The organism is Pseudomonas sp. B33.4 (genome assembly GCF_034555375.1).
GTDB lineage: Bacteria > Pseudomonadota > Gammaproteobacteria > Pseudomonadales > Pseudomonadaceae > Aquipseudomonas.
Genome location: NZ_CP140706.1, coordinates 1,232,917 through 1,252,885, shown reverse-complemented (window position 1 = coordinate 1,252,885; position 19,969 = coordinate 1,232,917). Strand labels below are relative to the sequence as shown.

20 protein-coding genes are annotated in these 19,969 nt (G+C 59.8%); 5 read left to right on the top strand and 15 right to left on the bottom strand.

Annotated elements, in window-relative coordinates; translation table 11 throughout:
* Positions 1 to 200: 200 nt before the first annotated feature.
* Positions 201 to 3,272, bottom strand: coding sequence for an efflux RND transporter permease subunit (locus U6037_RS05420; protein WP_322846057.1), 3,072 nt, complete (start codon positions 3,270 to 3,272; stop codon positions 201 to 203).
* A 6-nt stretch (positions 3,273 to 3,278) separates the two neighbouring features.
* Entirely contained in the window at positions 3,279 to 4,379 is a 1,101-nt protein-coding gene (locus U6037_RS05415) for an efflux RND transporter periplasmic adaptor subunit (protein ID WP_322846056.1), read from the bottom strand.
* Between the two features lie 94 nt (positions 4,380 to 4,473).
* Here U6037_RS05415 and U6037_RS05410 point away from each other — a divergent pair, with 94 nt between their 5' ends.
* Positions 4,474 to 5,109, top strand: coding sequence for a TetR/AcrR family transcriptional regulator (locus U6037_RS05410; protein ID WP_322846055.1), 636 nt, complete (start codon positions 4,474 to 4,476; stop codon positions 5,107 to 5,109).
* Between the two features lie 106 nt (positions 5,110 to 5,215).
* Here the strand turns inward: U6037_RS05410 and U6037_RS05405 are convergent, their stop codons facing one another.
* Positions 5,216 to 5,998, bottom strand: a complete 783-nt coding sequence (locus U6037_RS05405) for a class I SAM-dependent methyltransferase (RefSeq protein ID WP_416221704.1) — start codon at positions 5,996 to 5,998, stop codon at positions 5,216 to 5,218.
* 92 nt (positions 5,999 to 6,090) lie between these two features.
* On the opposite strand from U6037_RS05405, the gene U6037_RS05400 reads away from it, so the two are divergent.
* Complete coding sequence (locus U6037_RS05400) at positions 6,091 to 6,711, top strand: energy transducer TonB (protein ID WP_322846054.1); 621 nt, start codon at positions 6,091 to 6,093, stop codon at positions 6,709 to 6,711.
* A gap of 3 nt (positions 6,712 to 6,714) precedes the next feature.
* Here the strand turns inward: U6037_RS05400 and U6037_RS05395 are convergent, their stop codons facing one another.
* The 8 genes from U6037_RS05395 to ppc form a co-directional block, all read right to left on the bottom strand.
* On the bottom strand, positions 6,715 to 7,407 hold the full coding sequence (locus tag U6037_RS05395; protein WP_322846053.1) for an extensin family protein: 693 nt from the start codon (positions 7,405 to 7,407) through the stop codon (positions 6,715 to 6,717).
* A gap of 2 nt (positions 7,408 to 7,409) precedes the next feature.
* Positions 7,410 to 8,246: an isocitrate lyase/phosphoenolpyruvate mutase family protein gene (locus tag U6037_RS05390; protein WP_322846052.1), complete on the bottom strand. Its 837-nt coding sequence runs from the start codon at positions 8,244 to 8,246 to the stop codon at positions 7,410 to 7,412.
* A gap of 31 nt (positions 8,247 to 8,277) precedes the next feature.
* On the bottom strand, positions 8,278 to 9,138 hold the full coding sequence (locus U6037_RS05385; protein WP_322846051.1) for a DUF72 domain-containing protein: 861 nt from the start codon (positions 9,136 to 9,138) through the stop codon (positions 8,278 to 8,280).
* Positions 9,138 to 9,449 carry a hypothetical protein gene (locus U6037_RS05380; RefSeq protein ID WP_150650226.1) on the bottom strand — a complete coding sequence of 104 codons (312 nt, stop codon included), beginning with the start codon at positions 9,447 to 9,449 and terminating at the stop codon, positions 9,138 to 9,140. Before U6037_RS05380 ends, U6037_RS05385 begins: the two co-directional genes overlap by 1 nt.
* Before the next feature lie 221 nt (positions 9,450 to 9,670).
* Positions 9,671 to 10,345 carry a tRNA (adenosine(37)-N6)-threonylcarbamoyltransferase complex dimerization subunit type 1 TsaB gene (gene tsaB, locus U6037_RS05375; protein WP_322846050.1) on the bottom strand — a complete coding sequence of 225 codons (675 nt, stop codon included), beginning with the start codon at positions 10,343 to 10,345 and terminating at the stop codon, positions 9,671 to 9,673.
* 93 nt (positions 10,346 to 10,438) lie between these two features.
* Complete coding sequence (adk, locus tag U6037_RS05370; RefSeq protein WP_008078383.1) at positions 10,439 to 11,089, bottom strand: adenylate kinase; 651 nt, start codon at positions 11,087 to 11,089, stop codon at positions 10,439 to 10,441.
* On the bottom strand, positions 11,089 to 11,379 hold the full coding sequence (locus tag U6037_RS05365; RefSeq protein ID WP_322846049.1) for a hypothetical protein: 291 nt from the start codon (positions 11,377 to 11,379) through the stop codon (positions 11,089 to 11,091). Before U6037_RS05365 ends, adk begins: the two co-directional genes overlap by 1 nt.
* Before the next feature lie 10 nt (positions 11,380 to 11,389).
* On the bottom strand, positions 11,390 to 14,020 hold the full coding sequence (gene ppc, locus U6037_RS05360; RefSeq protein WP_322846048.1) for a phosphoenolpyruvate carboxylase: 2,631 nt from the start codon (positions 14,018 to 14,020) through the stop codon (positions 11,390 to 11,392).
* 213 nt (positions 14,021 to 14,233) lie between these two features.
* Between ppc and U6037_RS05355 the strand changes: the two genes are divergently transcribed.
* The 3 genes from U6037_RS05355 (at position 14,234) to U6037_RS05345 (ending at position 16,206) form a co-directional block, all read left to right on the top strand.
* A complete protein-coding gene (locus U6037_RS05355) occupies positions 14,234 to 14,578 on the top strand; it encodes a hypothetical protein (RefSeq protein ID WP_016983304.1) in 345 nt (114 codons plus the stop codon).
* 379 nt (positions 14,579 to 14,957) lie between these two features.
* Positions 14,958 to 15,362 (top strand): DUF4398 domain-containing protein, encoded by a 405-nt coding sequence (locus U6037_RS05350; RefSeq protein ID WP_322846047.1) that lies wholly within the window; start codon positions 14,958 to 14,960, stop codon positions 15,360 to 15,362.
* A gap of 55 nt (positions 15,363 to 15,417) precedes the next feature.
* On the top strand, positions 15,418 to 16,206 hold the full coding sequence (locus tag U6037_RS05345; protein WP_064120550.1) for an OmpA family protein: 789 nt from the start codon (positions 15,418 to 15,420) through the stop codon (positions 16,204 to 16,206).
* A gap of 489 nt (positions 16,207 to 16,695) precedes the next feature.
* On the opposite strand, the gene U6037_RS05340 is transcribed toward U6037_RS05345, so the two are convergent.
* The 4 genes from U6037_RS05340 to U6037_RS05325 form a co-directional block, all read right to left on the bottom strand.
* The gene (locus U6037_RS05340) at positions 16,696 to 17,025 is read right to left on the bottom strand and encodes a hypothetical protein (protein ID WP_134174866.1); all 330 of its coding nucleotides are present in this window, start codon (positions 17,023 to 17,025) and stop codon (positions 16,696 to 16,698) included.
* Positions 17,022 to 17,927, bottom strand: a complete 906-nt coding sequence (locus U6037_RS05335) for an alpha/beta hydrolase (RefSeq protein ID WP_322846046.1) — start codon at positions 17,925 to 17,927, stop codon at positions 17,022 to 17,024. Before U6037_RS05335 ends, U6037_RS05340 begins: the two co-directional genes overlap by 4 nt.
* Before the next feature lie 151 nt (positions 17,928 to 18,078).
* Positions 18,079 to 19,329 carry a flavohemoglobin expression-modulating QEGLA motif protein gene (locus U6037_RS05330; RefSeq protein ID WP_175559644.1) on the bottom strand — a complete coding sequence of 417 codons (1,251 nt, stop codon included), beginning with the start codon at positions 19,327 to 19,329 and terminating at the stop codon, positions 18,079 to 18,081.
* Between the two features lie 60 nt (positions 19,330 to 19,389).
* Positions 19,390 to 19,944 carry a hypothetical protein gene (locus tag U6037_RS05325; protein ID WP_322846045.1) on the bottom strand — a complete coding sequence of 185 codons (555 nt, stop codon included), beginning with the start codon at positions 19,942 to 19,944 and terminating at the stop codon, positions 19,390 to 19,392.
* Between the last annotated feature and the right edge of the window lie 25 nt (positions 19,945 to 19,969).

The window sequence follows — 19,969 nt, the reverse complement described above, 5'->3', positions numbered from 1 at the left end:
TCGATCCCGGAGCGAAGGGACCCCGAGCCTCAGCGAGGGGCCGAACGTCAGGGCAAAGCCTTTTGGGTTACCTTTTCGGCGTTTGGAAAAGGTGACTCGCTGTAAGAGCGAAACCGCCAGCGGCAGCACCCGAAGCAAAGGATATTCACAAAAAACAACCAGAGCATGGTCGGCCCAAAGGCCGCCACGCTACCCACAAATCAAACGGAGTCTTTGCGAACCCTGAACCAAGCCGCATACAACGCCGGCAAAAACAACAGCGTCAACGCGGTCGCAACAATCAACCCCCCCATGATCGCCACCGCCATCGGCCCAAAAAACACACTCCGCGACAACGGAATCATCGCCAAAACCGCCGCCAACGCCGTCAACACAATCGGCCTGAAGCGTCGAACCGTAGCCTCGATAATCGCCTGCCAAGGCTTAAGCCCCGAGGCAATATCCTGTTCGATCTGATCCACCAGAATCACCGAGTTGCGCATGATCATCCCGGACAACGCAATCGTCCCCAACATCGCCACAAACCCGAACGGCTGGCGGAACACCATCAAGAACAACGTCACCCCGATCAAGCCCAATGGCGCCGTCAAAAACACCATCGCCGTGCGCGAAAAACTGCGCAACTGCACCATCAGCAGGGTCAGCACCACGACAATGAACATCGGCACACCGGCATTCACCGACTTCTGCCCACGCTCGGAATCCTCCACCGTACCGCCGACATCCAGCAGATAACCATCGGGCAATTCGGCGCGAATCGAATCCAGCGTCGGCATGATCTGCTTCACCAGCGTCGCCGGCTGTTCCTTGCCATAAATATCCGCCCGCACGGTCACGTTCGGCAGACGATTGCGGTGCCAGATAATCCCCTCCTCAAAGCCATATTCAAGGGTAGCAATTTGCGACAACGCCACACTGCGACCGTTATCCGTAGGCACCGCCAAGCTCGGCAACAACGACAATTCGGTACGCTCATGCACCGTGCCGCGCAGCAGAATCTCGATCAACTCATTGTCTTCGCGATACTGACTGACACTCGACCCGGTCAACGAACTCTGCAGGAATTTCGCCAGATTGGCCGTGCTCACACCCAACGCCCGGGCACGATCCTGATCGATATTCAGGTACACGACCTTGCTCGGCTCTTCCCAATCCAGATGCACATTGACCACATGCGGATTCTCGCGAACCTTGGCCGCCACTTTGCGCGCCAACGCCCGGACTTCTTCGATGTGTTCACCAGTGACGCGGAACTGCACCGGATAGCCAACTGGCGGACCGTTTTCCAGGCGCGTAACCCGCGAACGCAGCGTCGGGAACTGCTCGTTAAGTGTTTCAATCAGCCAGGTGCGCAGCGCTTCACGCTCTTCGATGGTCTTCGCCAACACTACAAACTGCGCGAAGCTTGCTGCCGGCAATTGCTGATCGAGCGGCAGATAGAAACGCGGCGATCCGGTGCCAACATAGGCGACGTAGTTGTCGATGCCGGCGTGATCCTTGAGCATCGCCTCAAGCCGTTTGACCTCACCGGTGGTATTGGCCAGTGAAGCGCCTTCGGCGAGCTTCAGGTCGACCATCAACTCCAGTCGATTTGAGGCCGGGAAGAATTGCTGCGGGACAAAGCGGAACAACATCACCGAGGCAATAAACAGCCCCACCGTCAGCACGATCACAGTCTTGCGGTGCGCCACGCACCACTCCACCAAGCGCCGAACGCGCTGATAGAACGGCGTGCCATACGGATCAGCCTGACCATCGGCGGTACCGTGTTTGGCCGCATGAATTTTCGCCAGATCCGGCAGGAGTTTTTCCCCCAGATACGGCACAAACATCACCGCCGCCACCCACGAAGCGAGCAGCGCAATTGTGACAACCTGGAAGATCGAGCGGGTGTATTCGCCAGTGCCGGACTGCGCCGTGGCAATCGGCAGAAACCCGGCGGCAGTGATCAATGTGCCGGTGAGCATCGGGAACGCGGTGCTGGTCCAGGCGTAGCTCGCCGCGCGGATGCGGTCGAAACCCTGCTCCATTTTTATCGCCATCATTTCCACAGCGATGATCGCGTCGTCCACCAGCAAGCCCAGCGCCAGCACCAACGCGCCAAGGGAGATCTTGTGCAGGCCGATGCCGAGGTAATACATGCAGGCGAAAGTCATCGCCAACACCAGCGGAATGGTCAGCGCCACAACCATGCCGGTGCGCACGCCGAGGGAGAAGAAGCTCACCAGCAACACGATCGCCAGCGCTTCGACGAGTACCTGAACGAACTCACCGACCCCGGTTTTCACCGCCGCCGGTTGATCAGACACCTTGCGCAATTGCATGCCGGCCGGAAGGTTTTTCTGGATGCGCGAGAACTCGCCTTCCAGTGCTTTACCGAGCACCAGAATGTCACCGCCGTCCTTCATCGCCACAGCCAGACCGATCGCGTCTTCGCCCATGAAACGCATGCGCGGCGCCGGTGGGTCGTTAAAACCACGACGCACATCGGCGACATCAGAGATGCGGAACGTACGATCAGCGACGCGGATCGGGAAGTTTTTTATCTCATCGACTGTCTGAAAATTCCCCGAGACCCGTAGCTGCAATCGCTCGCTACCGGTTTCAAAGAATCCAGCCGTGGACACCGCGTTCTGCTCTTGCAGCGCTTGTTGCACGGCCGCCAGCGGCAAACCGAGAGTGGCCAGTTTGACGTTGGACAGTTCGACCCAGATTTTCTCGTCCTGCAAACCGAGCAAGTCGACCTTGCCGACATCCTTGACCCGTTGCAGCTGGATCTGGATGCGATCGGCGTAATCCTTGAGCACCGCATAATCGAAACCGTCACCGGTCAGCGCATAGATATTGCCGAACGTGGTGCCGAACTCATCGTTGAAAAACGGCCCCTGAATATCCGGCGGCAAGCTCTGGCGAATATCACTGACCTTCTTGCGCACCTGATACCAGAGGTCGGGAATTTCCTTGGAGTGCATCGAGTCGCGGGCAATGAACGTGACTTGCGATTCGCCTGGGCGCGAGAACGACACGATGCGCTCGTACTCGCCGGTTTCCATCAGTTTCTTTTCAATACGCTCGGTGACCTGCCGCGAGACTTCCTGCGCGGTCGCCCCCGGCCAACGGGTCTGAATGACCATGGCCTTGAAGGTGAACGGCGGGTCTTCACTCTGGCCGAGTTTGGTGTAGGACAAGGCGCCGACGATGGCCAGCAAAAGCATCAGGAACAGGACGATCTGGCGATTACGCAGCGCCCATTCGGAAAGGTTGAAGCGCATCGGGGATTACTCCTTGTCCGCCAGATTGACCACACGGTTGGAGCGATCCACGGGGCGCACCTGCTGCCCTTCGAGCAACACATGCACGCCAGCCGCCACCACCCAGTCGCTGGCGTTCAAGCCTTCGAGCACCGGCACGCTTTTCTCGCCGAACGGGCCGATGCGCACCGGGGTTTTCTTCAAGGTGTTGTTGCCGTTGACGACCCAGACGTAAGTCGCGCCGTTTTCCGCGGTGAGTGCCGACAACGGCACTGACAGGGAAACGTTATCGGCCGATTGCACAAACACGCGGGCGCTCTGGCCCAGTTCGGCCGGGACTTTGCCGCTGGTGAAAGCGATGCGCGCGGCGAAGGTGCGCGAGCGCGGATCGGCGGCGGGCGACAATTCGCGGATTTGCCCGGCGAAGCGCTGGTTCTGCTGCGTCCACAACTCAACGGTCACTGGCTGACCGACCTTGAAGCGGCCGAAACTCTGCTCCGGCAGGCTGATCAGCACTTCGCGCTCGCCGTCAGTGGCGAGGGTAAACACGGTTTGCCCGGCGGCGACGACCTGCCCCACCTCGACTGAACGTTTGGCCACCACGCCATCCTGTGGCGCACGCAGCACCGCGTAACTGGCCTGATTGGTCGATACGTTGAATTCGGCTTTGATTTGTTTAAGGCGGGCTTCACCGGAACGGTAAAGGTTTTCGGCGTGATCGTAGGCCGAGCGGCTGACCATTTGCCGATCCATCAACGTCTTGTAGCGATCACGCTCAGCGCGGACCAGATTGAGATTGGCCTCAGCGGCGGCGACCTGGGCACGGGTGGCTTCCAGTTGCAGCCGCACATCCTGTGGATCGAGTTCAGCGAGCGGCTGATCGGCCTTCACACGTTGACCTTCATCGACCAGTCGTCGGCTGACTTTGCCGCCAATACGGAACGCCAGATCGGGTTCGTAACGGGCACGCACCTCGCCCGGATAACTTTCCATCGCCTGCGCCGAAGGCTCTGGCTGCACCACCATGGCCGGTCGCACGGTGACTGGCGTCGCCTCTTCCTGACCGCATGCGGACAATAACAACGCCAGACTCGCTGGCAACGCAAAGGACAACGCATGGCGGAACATGGTGACGGACCTTTCGCTAATGGTGCTTGGAATAATTATACTGGCGGGTATGTTATTAATAGCAAACTCACCAGTCCAGTATTAAAAGCGAAGAATGTCGAACAATCCTTCAGCTCCAAACGGCCCGGGCCGCCCCAAGGATCTGGCCAAGCGCCAGGCGATCCTCGACGCGGCGAAAATTCTGTTTCTGAGTCATGGCTATGCCAACACCAGCATGGACGCGGTCGCCAGCGAGGCTGGCGTGTCTAAGCTGACGGTCTACAGCCATTTCAACGACAAGGAGACGCTGTTCTCCGCCGCCGTGGTGGCCAAATGCGAGGAGCAACTACCACCGTTGTTCTTCGAATTGCCCGAAGGCATCGCCGTGGAAAATGTGTTGCTGAACATTGCGCGAGGCTTTCACCACCTGATCAACAGCGATGAATCGGTGAATCTGCACCGATTGATCATGGCCCTCGGCAGTCAGGATCCGAACTTGTCGCTGATCTTCTTCGAGGCCGGCCCGCAGCGCATGGTGCAAGGCATGGAGCGGCTGTTGACGCGCATCCACGAAACGGGCGCGCTGAGCATTGATCTGCCACGCAATGCCGCCGAGCATTTCTTTTGCCTGATCAAGGGTGCGGGGAATTTTCGTTTGTTGTATGGCTGTGGGGAGCCGTTGACTGAAGAGGCAGCGGAAAGCCATGTGCAGGAAGTTGTAGCGTTGTTTATGCGTGCTTACAGGCCCTGACTTTTAAGGTGCCTGAGCGGACGCCTTCGCGAGCAGGCTCGCTCCCACAGTTGAAATGCATTCCAAGGTGGGAGCGAGCCTGCTCGCGAATAGCAGCGACTCGGTCTTAGGGTTTTAGCGCTTTCTTCGGGTAGATGTCATAGCGGCTCGATTTGCCATCCAGCGCATGACTCGGCTTCGGCCCCTCAATGCACGGCGCCTTGCGAGGGCGCTTGACCACCACCCGGTGCGTCGCCAACGCCAGCGCAGCCTGCAACAGCGCCGGCGCATCCGGATCATCGCCCACCAGCGGCCGGAACAGGCGCATTTCCTTTTTCACCAGCGCGGTCTTCTCGCGATGGGGAAACATCGGATCGAGATAAATCACCTGCGGCGGCTCACCTTCCCAGTTCTGCATGACTTCAATGGAGTTGCCCTTGAGCAACTTCATCCGCGCCACGATCGGCGCCACATCGAAATCTTCCGCCGCGCGCGCCAGACCATCCTCCAGCAAAGCGCCAATCAGCGGCTGGCGCTCGATCAGGCTCATTTCGCAACCGAGACTGGCCAGCACGAACGCATCCTTGCCCAGCCCCGCCGTGGCATCCAGCACCCGCGGGCGCACACCTTGGGCGATACCGACAGCCTTGGCGATCATCTGCCCGCTGCCGCCGCCGTATAGGCGACGATGCGCCGCGCCGCCCTCAACGAAGTCAACGCGCACCGGCCCCGGTGCGTCCGGGCCAAGCTGTTGCAGCTGCAAACCCTGCTCGCCGACCTGCAAGGCAAACTCGCCGTCCGCCACTTCAAGCGGCAGGCCCAGACGCTCGGCCCACTGCTGCGCTGGCGCTTCAAACGTCGCGCCGAGGGCTTCGACATGGATGCGGCAGGCCGCGGGTTGCTCAATCATGGAAAACACGCTCAAAAATTCAAGGAGCGGCAAAAACCGCCGATAACTCATTCAACGCGCATTTTGCCAGAGCTGAGCGTCAACCGAAAAAAATGTCAGGCATTCTTCCCACATCGATTGGCTACATCTCGCCCCATGGCGACTTTAGCCGTCACAACACTCAAGCACTGAGCGGCGTCAGTCATCTGTGGCAGGATTTCTTTGCCCAGGCGCTGGCCGAACAGACGAGTGAAGTGGTGCCTGCCTGCGGCACGTTTCCGCCGGTTGACCTGAGCAGCCCGGAAGAGCCGACCATCGGCAGCGAGCTGCACGCGCACATCGTCAGCCAGCGCGAGTGTGATGTGGTGGAAACCGAGGTGCGTCCGCCGGAACCGCTGTTCCTGCCGATCGCCGAATTCGAAATGGACTTGCTGGACAAACCCTTCCCGCCGTTCCCGCCAGAAGAACTGAAAGCTCAGCAAGAGCAACAGGATTTCGACAGCAGCTGGGTGCGTCCGGTGGTGATCAACAATGGTCAACCCGTTCCAGAGCCGGGCCCGGCGCCGCAGAAGAAGCCGCTGTACCTGCCGATTGCCGAGTTCGACCTTGACCTGCTGCAAAAGCCCTACCCGCCGTTCCCGCCGGAAGAAATCGTCGAGCAACAGAAGGCGCTGGACTTCGATAACGGCTGGGCCCGCCCGATCGTTCTGCAGAACCTGCGCCTCGCCGCGTAACCCTCAGCGACACACGCTCCAACGCCCGACATCGACATGAAAATGATTGCGGTGGGCGGCGTTGTAATCCGGACTCAACACCACACTGAACGCCTCGCAGGCGCCATCGCGCACCTGACGGAGAAACTGCGCGTCCTGATTTTGCTTGGGCCAATCCTTGAGCACACTGATGCTACGGCCGTCGGCCAGACGAAACCCGGCAATGTCCAGCGCATCGGCACTGGCATGACGGCTGAGCGCTCCGCTCTCGCGGTTGTAGACATTGCGACAAGCGAAGCTGCCGAGGTGATCGAGGCGTGCGACCTTCTGGCCGTACACAGACTGAGCGGCGGGCTGCAGCGAATGGTGCTCGAACATCGCGTAGGCCACCGCCAGCGGACAACTGGCGAGGAAACTGCTGCTCAACGCCACCTCACCGCCTTGCACACGCAGGGCACCGATCAGCGGACATTTGGCGTCAGGGCTGTCGGATTGACGTGTGACGCGCAGTTTGGAGCTGCTTAACGCCTGGGCGCAGAGTTCAGGATCACTGCGCAAGCGCATCAGCTTGTAACCGGTCAGCCAGTTAGGCGCGGCTTGCACGTCCAGCGGTGCCCACGGATTCCACTGCGGCGGGACTTCAAGCCAACCGCGCCAGACACTGATCGAGCCGCCGCCGGTGATCAGCAGCACGGTGAGTGCAATCCATCGCCCCATGCTCAGCCTTTGAAGAACTGATTGGCCCTGGCGTACGGCATCGACTGCGAAGTAAAGCCGAAGGTGCCGGATTGCTGGATCTCTTCAGCGGCGCGGAAAAATTCGCCGAAAGCCGCCAATGCCAGTGCCGAACCGGTGCTGATGCGGCGCACGCCCATTTCTTGAAGTTCCTGCACAGTCAGTTTCAAACCACCGGACATCAGCACATTGACCGGTTTCGGCGCCACCGCGCGCACCACTGCCAGTACTTCTTCGGCGTTGCGCAAACCAGGCGCGTACAACACGTCTGCGCCGGCCTCGGCGAAGGCCTGCAAGCGGCGGATGGTGTCGTTGATGTCGGGATTGCCGTGCAGATAATTTTCCGCGCGGGCAGTCAGGATGAAGGGAAATGGCAGCGTGCGCACCGCCGCGACGGCCGCTTCGATTCGGGCCACGGCATGTTCGAAGCAATAAATCGGCGCATCCGGGCGGCCCGTCGCGTCTTCGATCGAACCACCAACCGCACCCGCCTCTGCTGCACGAATCAGGCTTTTTGCGGCCTCGGCCGGATCATCGGCAAAACCGTTTTCCAGATCCACCGCCACTGGCAGATCCGTCGCGGCAACAATCGCGCGGACATTGGCCAGTGTCTCATCAAGGCTCAACGCACCGTCAGCCTTGCCCTGGGAAAACGCATAGCCAGCGCTGGTGGTCGCCAAGGCCTGATAGCCGAGACTCGCGAGCATTTTTGCCGATCCGGCGTCCCACGGATTGGGAATGACGAAAATCCCCGAACGTTCATGCAGGGCTTTGAAGGCGTGGGCCTTACGGGTTTGTTCTTGAAGGGCTGAGGCGTCCATCGGCAGGCTCCCGGGCAGGAAAAATTCCGCCTCAGAGCAGGTCAAGCTGCTCGGCGGCGGGTTCTCTGTATAGCTCAGGCAGCGCTGGCAGGCCAGGCAAACGTTGCATCAATTGTGCGTGAAAACGTTGCGCCAGTTTCGCCGCCAACAGGTTGTCGGCGGTGTGCAGGAAGATGTACGGCGCGCGGCCCTCTTCGATCCAGTCGGCGATTTTCGCCACCCACGGCACGAGGAACGTGTCGTTGGCCTCAAGTTCGGGATGGCCAATGAAGCGCACTTGCGGGAATTGCGTGAACGCCGCCGGACGCGTCGGCACTCGCGGCTTTTTCGATTGCGCGTGGATGACCGAAGATTCGGTCGACAGGCAGCTGAACAGCGCACGTGGATCAAGGCAAATGCGCTCGACACCACGGTCGAGCAACAAGCGATTCAGCAGGCGTTCGCTCTCGCCCTTGGCGAAGAACTGCTCATGCCGCACTTCGACCGCCAACGGACAGTCCAGCGCATCAATGAACGCCGCCAGTTCCGGCAGCCGCTGCGGTGTGAAGCTTTTCGACAATTGCAGCCACAACGGCGAGACACGCTGGCCGAGTGGCTTGAGTAATTGCAGAAAGGTTTCGGCTGCGGTCAGCTGCTCGCGCAGGTCGCCGCTGTGGCTGATGTCGCCGGGGAATTTGGCGGTGAAGCGAAAGTGTTCGGGCATCACCTCGGCCCAACGCTGCACGGTGGCGGGCGAAGGGCTGGCGTAGAAGGTCGTGTTGCCTTCAACGGCATTGAACACTTGCGAATAGAGACCGAGGAAATCGGAGGTTTTGGCGTCTACCGGGTACAGATACTCGCGCCAGGCGTTTTCGCTCCAGGACGGGCAACCGAGGTAGTAAGGCAGATCCATCAGATGTACAGATCGAGGCCCAGCACGTCTGCATCCCAATCGACAAAACCGGCAGTGCTCAGGTAGCTGGCCAGGGCCATGGCTACGCTTTTTTTCATCGCACGGTGGTAAATCATGTCTTGTTGACGGGCAGGCAGATTGCTCAGGCGTTGCGCGGCGGCTTTGGCAGCAGCGCGTGCAGCCATTTGCTCTTCGGTCGGAAACTCCAGCTCGCCGTCGATATCGTCGACGGATTCATCCAGCGCCACATTGCCTTTGCGAGGCTTGCGCTTGATGGGGTAGGACTGAGAGGAAAGGCCGTCTATACGCATAATTTCATGCTCGGTATCGATGATGGCAATTTAGCGGCACTTGACCGACTTAGCAAACCGCCGAGTGATAACTAGAACACATAAAGCGCAAAAGGTTTAAAGCGAGGGGTTACAAACTGACGATTGGCGACAGTAGATCAAAAGATCGCAGCCTTCGGCAGCTCCTACAGTTGGAATGCAATCTCTGTAGGAGCTGCCGAAGGCTGCGATCTTTTAAAGGCTCAGCGAGCCTTGGGCGTGGCGACTTTGTCGCGCAGGTAAACCGGTTGTGCGTCGTCCGCCGGGATCGACTCGCCGCGCTCCCAGGCGAAGCGCGCCAGGGCCAGCAGGTCTTCGGCGTGGGGCAGCATGCCGGCGTCGGAGCCCTTCAGATTTACGGCGATGCGCTCGGCATAACCCCAACCGGTGCCGGCACCGAACCAGTCGCCACTGGCATCGGCCGGCAGCGTCGCGACTTCCGGGGGCAGTACCGCTTCGGCACCAACAAGACGCATCTCCCCTGCCGTCTCTCGGTAGCAGCCCCAGTACACTTCATCCATCCGCGCATCAATGGCCGCCGCGACCTGGCCGACACCGTGCTCACGCAACGCACGCTGCGCCAGCACCGCCAGGTTGGACACCGGCAGCACTGGACGATCCAGCGCGAACGCCAGCCCCTGCACCACACCAATGGCAATCCGCACGCCGGTAAACGCGCCCGGTCCGCGACCGAAGGCAATCGCATCGACCGCTTGCAACGTGGTGCCGGCATCGGCCAGTAGTTGCTGGATCATCGGCAGCAGCTTCTGCGCGTGCAGGCGCGGGATCACCTCGTAATGGCTCGTGACCTTGCCGTCATGCAGCAAGGCAACGGAGCAAGCTTCAGTCGCGGTGTCCAGGGCCAGCAAGGTACTCATCGATGTTTCCAAAACAGGGGTGGGGAAAAGTGCGTCAGTATAAACAACTACGGCCCGCAAGCGGGCCGTGGATGATGCAGCCGATCAGACTTTTCAGCTCAGCGCGGCCAGCACCTTGGCGGTGATCGCATCGACCGAACCAACGCCCGGGATGTGGCTGTACTTGGGCTTGCCAGCGTTTTTGGCGGACAGGCTCTGATAGAACTCCACCAAAGGCTTGGTCTGCGAATGGTAGACCGACAGGCGATGACGCACGGTTTCTTCGGTGTCGTCCTTGCGCTGTACCAGCTCTTCGCCGGTGATATCGTCTTTACCAGCGATTTTCGGCGGGTTGTAGACGATGTGGTAAACGCGGCCGCTGGCTTCGTGAACACGACGACCGGCGATGCGTTGCACGATTTCTTCGTCTTCAACAGCGATTTCAACTACCGCGTCCAGTTCAACGCCGGCAGTAACCAGTGCTTCAGCCTGTGGAATGGTGCGCGGGAAACCGTCGAACAGGAAGCCGTTGGCGCAGTCAGGCTGAGCGATACGATCCTGAACCAGTGCGATGATCAGGTCATCCGACACCAGGCCGCCGGCATCCATGATGCTCTTGGCTTGAACGCCCAGTGGAGTGCCAGCCTTGACCGCTGCACGCAGCATGTCGCCGGTGGAGATTTGCGGAATGCCGAATTTTTCGGTGATGAACTTAGCCTGAGTACCTTTACCGGCCCCGGGAGCTCCCAGCAGAATGACGCGCATTAGATGTGCTCCTCAATTTTTTTATAAAAAGCTTTTACAAAACAAAGGATTCGCCGCTTGGGACGAATCCTGAAAATACGGGTCGTGGCCGCACAAACGGCCAAAGGCTGATCAAGATACACAGCAGGCTGCGCCCACACAAGACGCCAAAAGTCGGAGAAACCGACGCCCCCCGCGACCTCGCGACGCGGTAACCCAAGTCGCAACCCCATCATTAACTGTCGCCTGGCGGCACTTTGCGCCGTCAGGCAAAGCGGCATCCGCCCTTTATTGCCGGTGCCGTGCGACACGACAAAAACGTTAGCCGGTATTTCGCAAACCGGCGGCAATCCCCGCCACAGACACCAGCAACGCCTGTTCCACCGGGCTGCCCTGCTCGACATCCTGCTGCCGCGAGCGGGCCAGCAGTTCGGCCTGCAACAGATGCAGCGGGTCGAGGTAGGTGTTGCGCAAGCGGATGAATTCAAGGGTGTCCGGGCTATGTGCCAGCAGCTGCGACTGGCCAGTCAGGCCAAGCACCACCGTGCACGCCTGCGACAATAGGTCGCGTAACTGCGCGCCCAACGGCAGCAAGTCCGGCTCCACCAGACGCTGATCGTAGGACAGTGCGATGTCCGCATCAGCCTTGGCCAGGACCATTTCCAGCATGTCGATACGGGTGCGGAAGAACGGCCATTGCTCGCGCATCTGCCCGAGCAGTTCGCCTTCACCGCGTTCCAGTGCTTTGCTCAGCGCCGACTCCCAGCCGAGCCACGCCGGCAGCATCAACCGTGTTTGCGTCCAGCCGAAGATCCACGGGATCGCCCGCAGGCTTTCGATGCCGCCCGCGCGACGTTTGGCCGGGCGACTACCGAGCGGCAAACGGCCCAATTCCTGTTCGGGTGTGGACTGGCGGAAGTACTCTACGAATTGCGGGTTTTCCCGCACCACCTGGCGATAAGCACTGACACCGTCAGCCGCCAATTCATCCATCAGATGGCGCCATTCCGGGGTTGGCGGCGGTGGTGGCAGCAATGTCGCTTCAAGCACAGCTGCCAGATAGAGATTGAGATTTTGCTCGGCGATGTCCGGCAAGCCGAATTTGAAGCGAATCATTTCTCCTTGCTCGGTGGTGCGGAAACGCCCCGCCACCGACCCCGGTGGCTGCGACAGAATCGCCGCGTGCGCCGGGCCACCGCCACGGCCCACGGTGCCGCCGCGACCATGGAACAGCAGCAGTTCGACTTGTTGCTCGCGGCAAATTTCCACCAAGCGTTCCTGCGCACGATATTGCGCCCAGGCCGCCGCCGTGGTGCCAGCGTCCTTGGCCGAGTCGGAGTAGCCGATCATCACTTCCTGCGGGCCTTGCAGCCGTGCGCGATAACCTGGAAGCAGCAACAACCGCTCCATCACCGGCCCGGCGTTGTCGAGGTCGGCGAGGGTTTCGAACAGCGGCACCACGCGCATCGGCCGCAGCACGCCGGACTCTTTGAGCAGCAGTTGCACGGCGAGCACATCGGAAGCGGCGCCAGCCATGGAGATCACGTAGGAGCCGAGTGAAGCGCCCGGTGCCGCGGCGATTTCCTTGCAGGTGTTAAGCACTTCGGCGGTGTCGGCCGACGGTTTGAAATGCGCCGGCAGCAGTGGCCGACGGTTGCTCAGCTCGCGGGTGAGGAACGCGATGCGCTGTTCTTCGTCCCAATCTTCATAGCGACCAAGACCGAGGTAATCGGTGATTTCGGTCATTGCCGAACTGTGGCGCGACGAGTCCTGACGCACATCGAGGCGCACGAGGAACAGGCCGAAGGTCACCGCCCGGCGCAGGCAATCGAGCAACGGGCCGTCAGCGATCACGCCCATGCCGCATTCGTGTAGCGAGTTGAAACATAGCTCCAGCGGATCGAGCAGATCGCGGTTGTTGTGCAGCACATCGGCCGGCGCAGGCGTCGGTGCGGTCAGCGCGGCGTGTGCCCAGTTGCGCGTCGCGCGCAGACGTTCGCGCAATTGCTTGAGCACCGCACGGTACGGTTCAGCGCTGTCGCCAGCCTTGGCCTTGAGCGCATCGCTGGCCTGCTGCATCGACAGTTCGGCGGCGAGGTGATCGACATCGCGCAAGTACAGATCTGCGGCCATCCAGCGCGCCAGCAGCAACACTTCACGGGTCACCGCAGCGGTGACGTTGGGGTTGCCGTCGCGGTCGCCGCCCATCCACGACGCGAAGCGAATCGGTGCCGCTTCCAAGGGCAGACGCAGGCCGGTCGCTTCATGCAAAGCCTTGTCGGCCTTGCGCATATGGTTGGGAATCGCCTGCCACAGCGAGTGTTCAATCACCGCGAAACCCCACTTGGCTTCATCGACCGGCGTCGGTCGCGTGCGGCGGATTTCTTCGGTGTGCCAGGCTTCGGCGATCAGGCGTTGCAGGGTGTTCTGAATCTGTTCACGTTCGGCGCTGGTCAGGTCGCGATGATCCTGCGCAGCGAGTTGCCCGGCGATCGCGTCGTACTTCTGGATCAGCGTGCGCCGCGCCACCTCGGTCGGGTGCGCGGTCAACACCAGTTCGATCTCCAGCCGCGCCAGTTGCCGCGCCAGCGATTCAGCGCTGTGACCTTCGTTGCGCAAACGGGCGAGCAATTGCGGCAGCACACGGGACTCGAACGGCGCCGGCTGCGACTCTTCGCGCCGATGAATCAACTGATACTGCTCGGCGATGTTCGCCAGATTGAGAAACTGGTTGAACGCCCGCGCCACCGGCAGCAGTTCGTCTTCGCTCAATTGATTGAGGCTGGCGCTCAGTTCGGCGTCCATCGAGCCACGCCGATCGGCCTTGGCACCCTTGCGAATCTGCTCGATCTTGTCGAGAAACGCCTCGCCGTACTGGTCTCGAATCGTATTGCCCAACAGCTCTCCGAGCAGGTGAACGTCTTCGCGCAAGCGTGCATCAATATCGGTCATCAGCAATTCCCCAGCAGTAATCCGGACGGCTTAGAAACAAGTGCATGACCTAGAGAGTGCCGCTCTACGCCGCTTCTTACAAGCATCCGACCAAGGGACTTTAAACCTTGTTGGCGAAAGCTAGTCTCAACAGTAAGCCGCACAACGGCTTGCCGCCGGCCCCGGCGGACACTCACCCAGACCTGCCATGAGCAGGTGCGAAATGAGGTCATCATGAAAATTCGTGAACTCGCCCAGCATTGGGAAGAAAACGCCAAAGGTCGCCTGACTGACACTGGCTACACGATTCATCTGGACGTTGAGGCGGCTGCGCGACTGGCCGCGATTGCCGAGATGTACCCTAAACGGCATGCCGAAGAACTGCTCGGCGAACTGATTGGCGCAGCGCTTGAAGAGTTCGAAGCGAGCCTGCCGTATGTGAAGGGTTCGACGGTGGTGGCGACGGATGAGGAAGGTGATCCGCTGTACGAGGACGTCGGGCCTACGCCGCGTTTTCTGGCGCTGTCACGGCGGCATTTGCATGACCTCTCGGCCGTTGAAGGCAAGCAAAAACACTGACCCAACCTAGATCAAACTGTAGGAGTGAGCCTGCTCGCGATAGCGGTTTTTCATTCAACATTTTTGTTGTCTGATACGACGCCATCGCGAGCAGGCTCACTCCTACAGGGATCGTATTTCAAGCTGAAAATCGATGTGTTTTTGGCGTCGTAGAACCCCGCGCGCGTACCTCTCTCCCCTACCAAAGTTCCCGCTTTAGAGCCTTGTCCATTCGGTCAAAAATTATTTAGGCGATAGGCCATCTTTTCTGAACTTTTGAAAAACGCCTCCGGTCGGAAGCTGTAACCACGCCTGGAACGAGCGTTTCAAAAACGCGCTTGGATACGACGCTTTCGGCTCCTCGACCAGGATGGATTTAGTTGTTTTCAGGAGATGCCTAATGGAGTTGAAGACCATGAAAAACCAAACCACTTTCTCGCACTTGCGCGGTCTGAAACTGGCCGCCCTGGCTATCGGCACCAGCTTCGTACTGGCCGGTTGCGCCGGTAACCCGCCGACCGAGCAGTACGCCGTGACCCAATCGGCAGTCAACAGCGCAGTCAGCGCTGGCGGTACCGAGTTCGCGGCGGTCGAAATGAAGCAAGCGCAGGACAAACTGAAACAAGCCGAAATCGCCATGCACGACAAGAAGTATGACGAAGCGCGCACGCTGTCCGAGCAAGCCGAGTGGGACGCTCGTGTAGCAGAACGCAAGGCTCAGGCCGCGAAAGCCGAACAGGCTGTGAAGGATTCCCAGAAAGGTGTTCAGGAACTGCGTCAGGAAAGTCAGCGCACCGTGCAGTAAGCGCGCATCCCGACCGCAACGCTGAAACTTTTATCGATAGAAAGGACGACAAATTATGCGTAAGCAACTGATGATCCCAGCTCTTCTGGCCGCAAGCGTCGCTCTGGCTGCCTGCTCCACCCCGCCGAACCCGAATCTGGAAAACGCGCGCACCAACTACGCCGGCCTGCAAGCCAACCCACAGGCGAGCAAGGTCGCGGCGCTGGAAACCAAAGACGCCAGTGATTACCTGGACAAGGCCGACAAGGCGTATCTGGACAAGCAAGACGCCGCCAAGGTTGACCAACTGGCCTACCTGACCAACCAGCGTGTGGAAGTGGCCAAGCAGACCATCGCCCTGCGCACCGCTGAAAACAATCTGAAGAACGCTGCCGCCCAACGTGCCCAGGCGCGTCTGGATGCGCGTGATCAGCAGATCAAACAGCTGCAGGACAGCCTGAATGCCAAGCAGACCGATCGCGGTACGCTGGTGACTTTCGGTGACGTGCTGTTCGCCACCGACCGTGCCGACCTGAAATCCAGCGGTCTGGTGAACATCAACAAACTGGCGCAATTCCTCCAGGAAAACCCGGATCGTAAAGTGATCGTCGAGGGTTACACCGATAGCACCGGTTCTGCCAGCCACAACCAGTCGCTGTCCGAGCGTCGCGCCAACTCCGTGCGCACCGCACTGGTGAAAATGGGCGTTGATCCAGCGCGCATCGTCACTCAGGGTTATGGCAAGGAATACCCGGTTGCAGAGAACGGCAGCGTCTCCGGCCGTGCGATGAACCGTCGTGTGGAAGTCACCATTTCCAACGACAACCAGCCAGTGATGCCACGTTCGGCGGTCAGCTCGAACTAAGCGCCCTGCTGTAACGCAAAAGCCCCGCCTGAGTGATCAGGCGGGGCTTTTTTGTGCGGGCTGAAATCGCGACCCCTCACCCCAGCCCTCTCCCGAGGGAGAGGGAGCCGATTTGTGGTGCTTTCAGAATTTGTGTTCGACACGATGGATCAGGCCGGGCTTTTTTGTGTGGGCTGAAATCGCAACCCCTCACCCCAGCCCTCTCCCGAGGGAGAGGGAGCCGATTTGTGGTGCTTTCAGAATTTGTGTTCGACACGATGGATCAGGCGGGGCTTTTTTGTGCGGGCTGAAATCGCGGCCCCTCACCCCAGCCCTCTCCCGAGGGAGAGGGGGCCGATTGGGGGATGCTCGATAGCTGCGTCGACCTGAAAGTGCTTCGCCGAATCCATAATCAACGCAATCTTTCAGGTCGGCGTGTAGCGAAAGAACACTTCGGTCAGTCCCCTCTCCCTCTGGGAGAGGGTTAGGGTGAGGGCTGAACCTGCAGAATCACTCCTCCAGCTTCTGCGGGGTCTCTTCGCCCATGCAACGTACCGCTTTTTTCTGCGCGTTGATCAATACGCCGGTCAGGCCTTTCTGCTCGGTGTCGAACAACACCAGCACGCCATCGATGCACTGCGCGACTTGCGGTGCAGGCTGAAGCGAAATCTTGTAATCCTCACCCGGCACCGTCTTGAGCATGGTGAATTCGTTGAGCAGCAACGCATCCTCGGGTTTGGCGAAGTGCAGGTAGCCGTAGTACCACAGCGCCCCGACGGTGCCGAGGATGCTGCAGATACCGGTGATGATCAGCGGGATGGCGTTGCGTTCTTCAGTCATTGCGGACTCTCATCTTCAGAATTCGGGGGTGTCGGGTAATTGGGGATTTCACCGAGGCGGCGCAGGCCGTTGAAATGCTCGGGATCGTCGAGGTAGCGCAGCATGACCTGACGCCACACCGGGTCGCCAAACGTCTGCACATGCCCACCACGGGTCAGTTGCAGCACGCGCGGTGGCGGCGCAGCTTGATACAGACGGATACCGTTGGAAAGCGGCACCAGCGGATCGTCGATGCTATGGAAGATCAGCTTCGGCACGCCGTTGAGCTGCGGCATCGAGTTGATCGCGCTGTCGCCATCCGGCACCAGCCACGACAGCGGCACTTGGAACGGCCAGGTCAACCACGAAGTGCTGAGGGCGTATTGGCCGACGCTGCGATAGCTCGCGGGCACGCCGTCGAGTACCAGCGCTTTCAGCTGTTTCTGCCGCTCGGGATGCTGCACCAGCCAATGCACGGCCATTGAACCGCCGAGGCTCTGACCGAGCAGAATCAGCGGCTTGTCTTTGACCTCCGGTGCCTTGTCCAGCCAGGCGAACGCGGCGTCGATGTCCTGATAGATCGCCGGCAGGCTCGGTTTGCCCTCGGACAAGCCATAACCGCGATAGTCGACCAACAGCACTTGATAGCCGTTTTTCGGCAGCCACCAACTGCCACCCAAGTGCATCGGCAGATTGCCGCCGTTGCCGTGCAAATGCAGGACGGTACCCTTGACCTCGACGCCGGATTTGGCCGGCAGCCACCAGGCATTGAGCTTCAAGCCATCGGCGGTGACCAGCGTGACGGTGCGGAATTCGAGCTTGGCTTTTTCCGGGGTGAATATCTGACCGGGCTCTGGGTAGAACAACAAAGAGCTGCAACCGCCGAGGGTCAGGAGCAGGCAGAAGATGCCGAGGATTCTCATCCGGTGAAACCTCGCAAAAATTCGGTTGGAGTACAGAACAAACCTGTAGGAGTGAGCCTGCTCGCGATAGCGGTGTGTCAGTCGCTATTTGTGTTGATTGACACACCGCTATCGCGAGCAGGCTCACTCCTACAGGGGATTTGTGTTTGGGTTAGAGGATGTTGGAGTAGTCGGCTTCGATCCGGTCCAGGCTCAGGTGATTGAGGAAGTTGGAGAAGCACATCCACGCCGACAACGCGTTCAAATCGCGGAACTGGTCCGGCAGATACTTCGGCGGCACCACCAATCCTTCATCCACTAACTGGCGCAGGGTACGCATATCTTCCAGCGTGGTCTTGCCACAGAACAACAGCGGGATCTGCTCAAGCTTGCCCTTACGCACGGCCAACTGAATGTAGTTGTAAACCATGATAAAGCCCTTGAGGTAGGACAAGTCTTTGGTGAATGGCAGACCGGTCGGCGTCGATCCACGGAAAACCCGGCTGGCGTTGCCGTAACTTTCCGCCATTTCAAAACCCTGCTCGCGGAAGAACTCAAACACCTGCAGGAAGTCCGCGCCCTCCTCGACCATGTGAATGGCGCGGGTGCGGTTGGTCAGTTTGCGCAGACGGCTTGGGTAGGAAGCGAAGGTGATGATTTCCATCAGGATCGCCAGGCCTTCCTGGGTCACCGTCGACGACGGTGGGCCTTTGGACAGGAAGGTGCAGATCGGCTGATTGAGACCGTTGAGCGTGGTACCGACGTGCACCAGACCTTCGTGGACTTCCAGAGCGCGCACGTCGCGGTCGTTGAACATCGCGTCGGTGCGGATCTTGATGTAATCGGCGCCCGCTGCGGCGTCAGCAACAATGCCGTCGGACTCGAACACGCGAATGGTTTCCTCGGCCTCACCGAACACCTTGTTCAGACGGGTTTGCAGCAAGTGCACGGCGTCCTTGGCGGTGAGGATTTTCGGCTCATCCTTCAGGTCGCCACGACCATCGATATTGTTCAGGTAGTCGGACATCATCAGGCCGAGGTCGGCCAGGGTCGGGTCACCGGCGTGAAACGCGTCAGACGCAGCGCCATACAGTTCTTGCGAGATCAGGCCGAAATCCTCGGTGCCGCGCGCTTCAAGCATGCGCACCACCATGCGGTATTCCTTGCACATGCGCCGCATGATCTGCCCGACCGGGTTGAACTGACCGAGCTGGCGGGTGATGTCGCGCTCGATGTTCTGGAACTCCAGTTTGACCTTGCTCGAATCGAAACTCAGCGGCCGATTGAGGTAATAGTCGCGATCCACCGCCGGCATTTCCTTGCCTTTGGCCTTGAGGAAGCCCTTGCGGATGTTCTCGTCCCACTTGACCGCGTCGAGCACACGGATCGGCGTCTGCGCCAGCACAATGCGGTCGGACAACATGCGTATCGTCTGCTGGTAATCGTCCACCCGAAACTCCTGTAGAAAACATGACGGTCTGAATTATTTGGCGCGGGCCTGGCGCTGGTAGCGCACGGCTTCGACGAAGACATCGGAATTGGCCGGATCGTCGAGGTAAGCAAAGACCTTGTCGAGGTTACTGTCGACCTGCACGCCGTCGCCATCGTCGGTCTGGAAGGCCTGACCGTCGAGGGCTTTCTGTTTGATCGCTTGATTGATCTGCTCGAGATCAAGGTTGTAGACCACCAGTTCATGTTTGTCGGTGAGCTCGAAACCGGCGATGGTGAAGTGGCCGCCATAGCGCGCCGGGACTTTCGCCGACAGATACCAGCGGCTGCCGTGGCGCGACACGGTGAACGGATAGGCTTCGCGTTCGTGGGGTTTGGCCTTGAACCAGGTGACGGCCTGATAGCGGTCGTTGCCCAGGCGTGTCAGCTCAAGGTTCATCGGCTCGCCCCAGGCATTGGTGCTCGACCATTTGCCGAGCAAGCCCTTGGGCGCAGGATCACTGGCGGCCAGCGGTTCCTTGAAAGTCACCAGACAACCACTGAGCAGCAGGAACGACAAGGCGATCAGCACGCCACGCCAGGCTTTCATTCAATACTCCCTATGAATCTGAAAC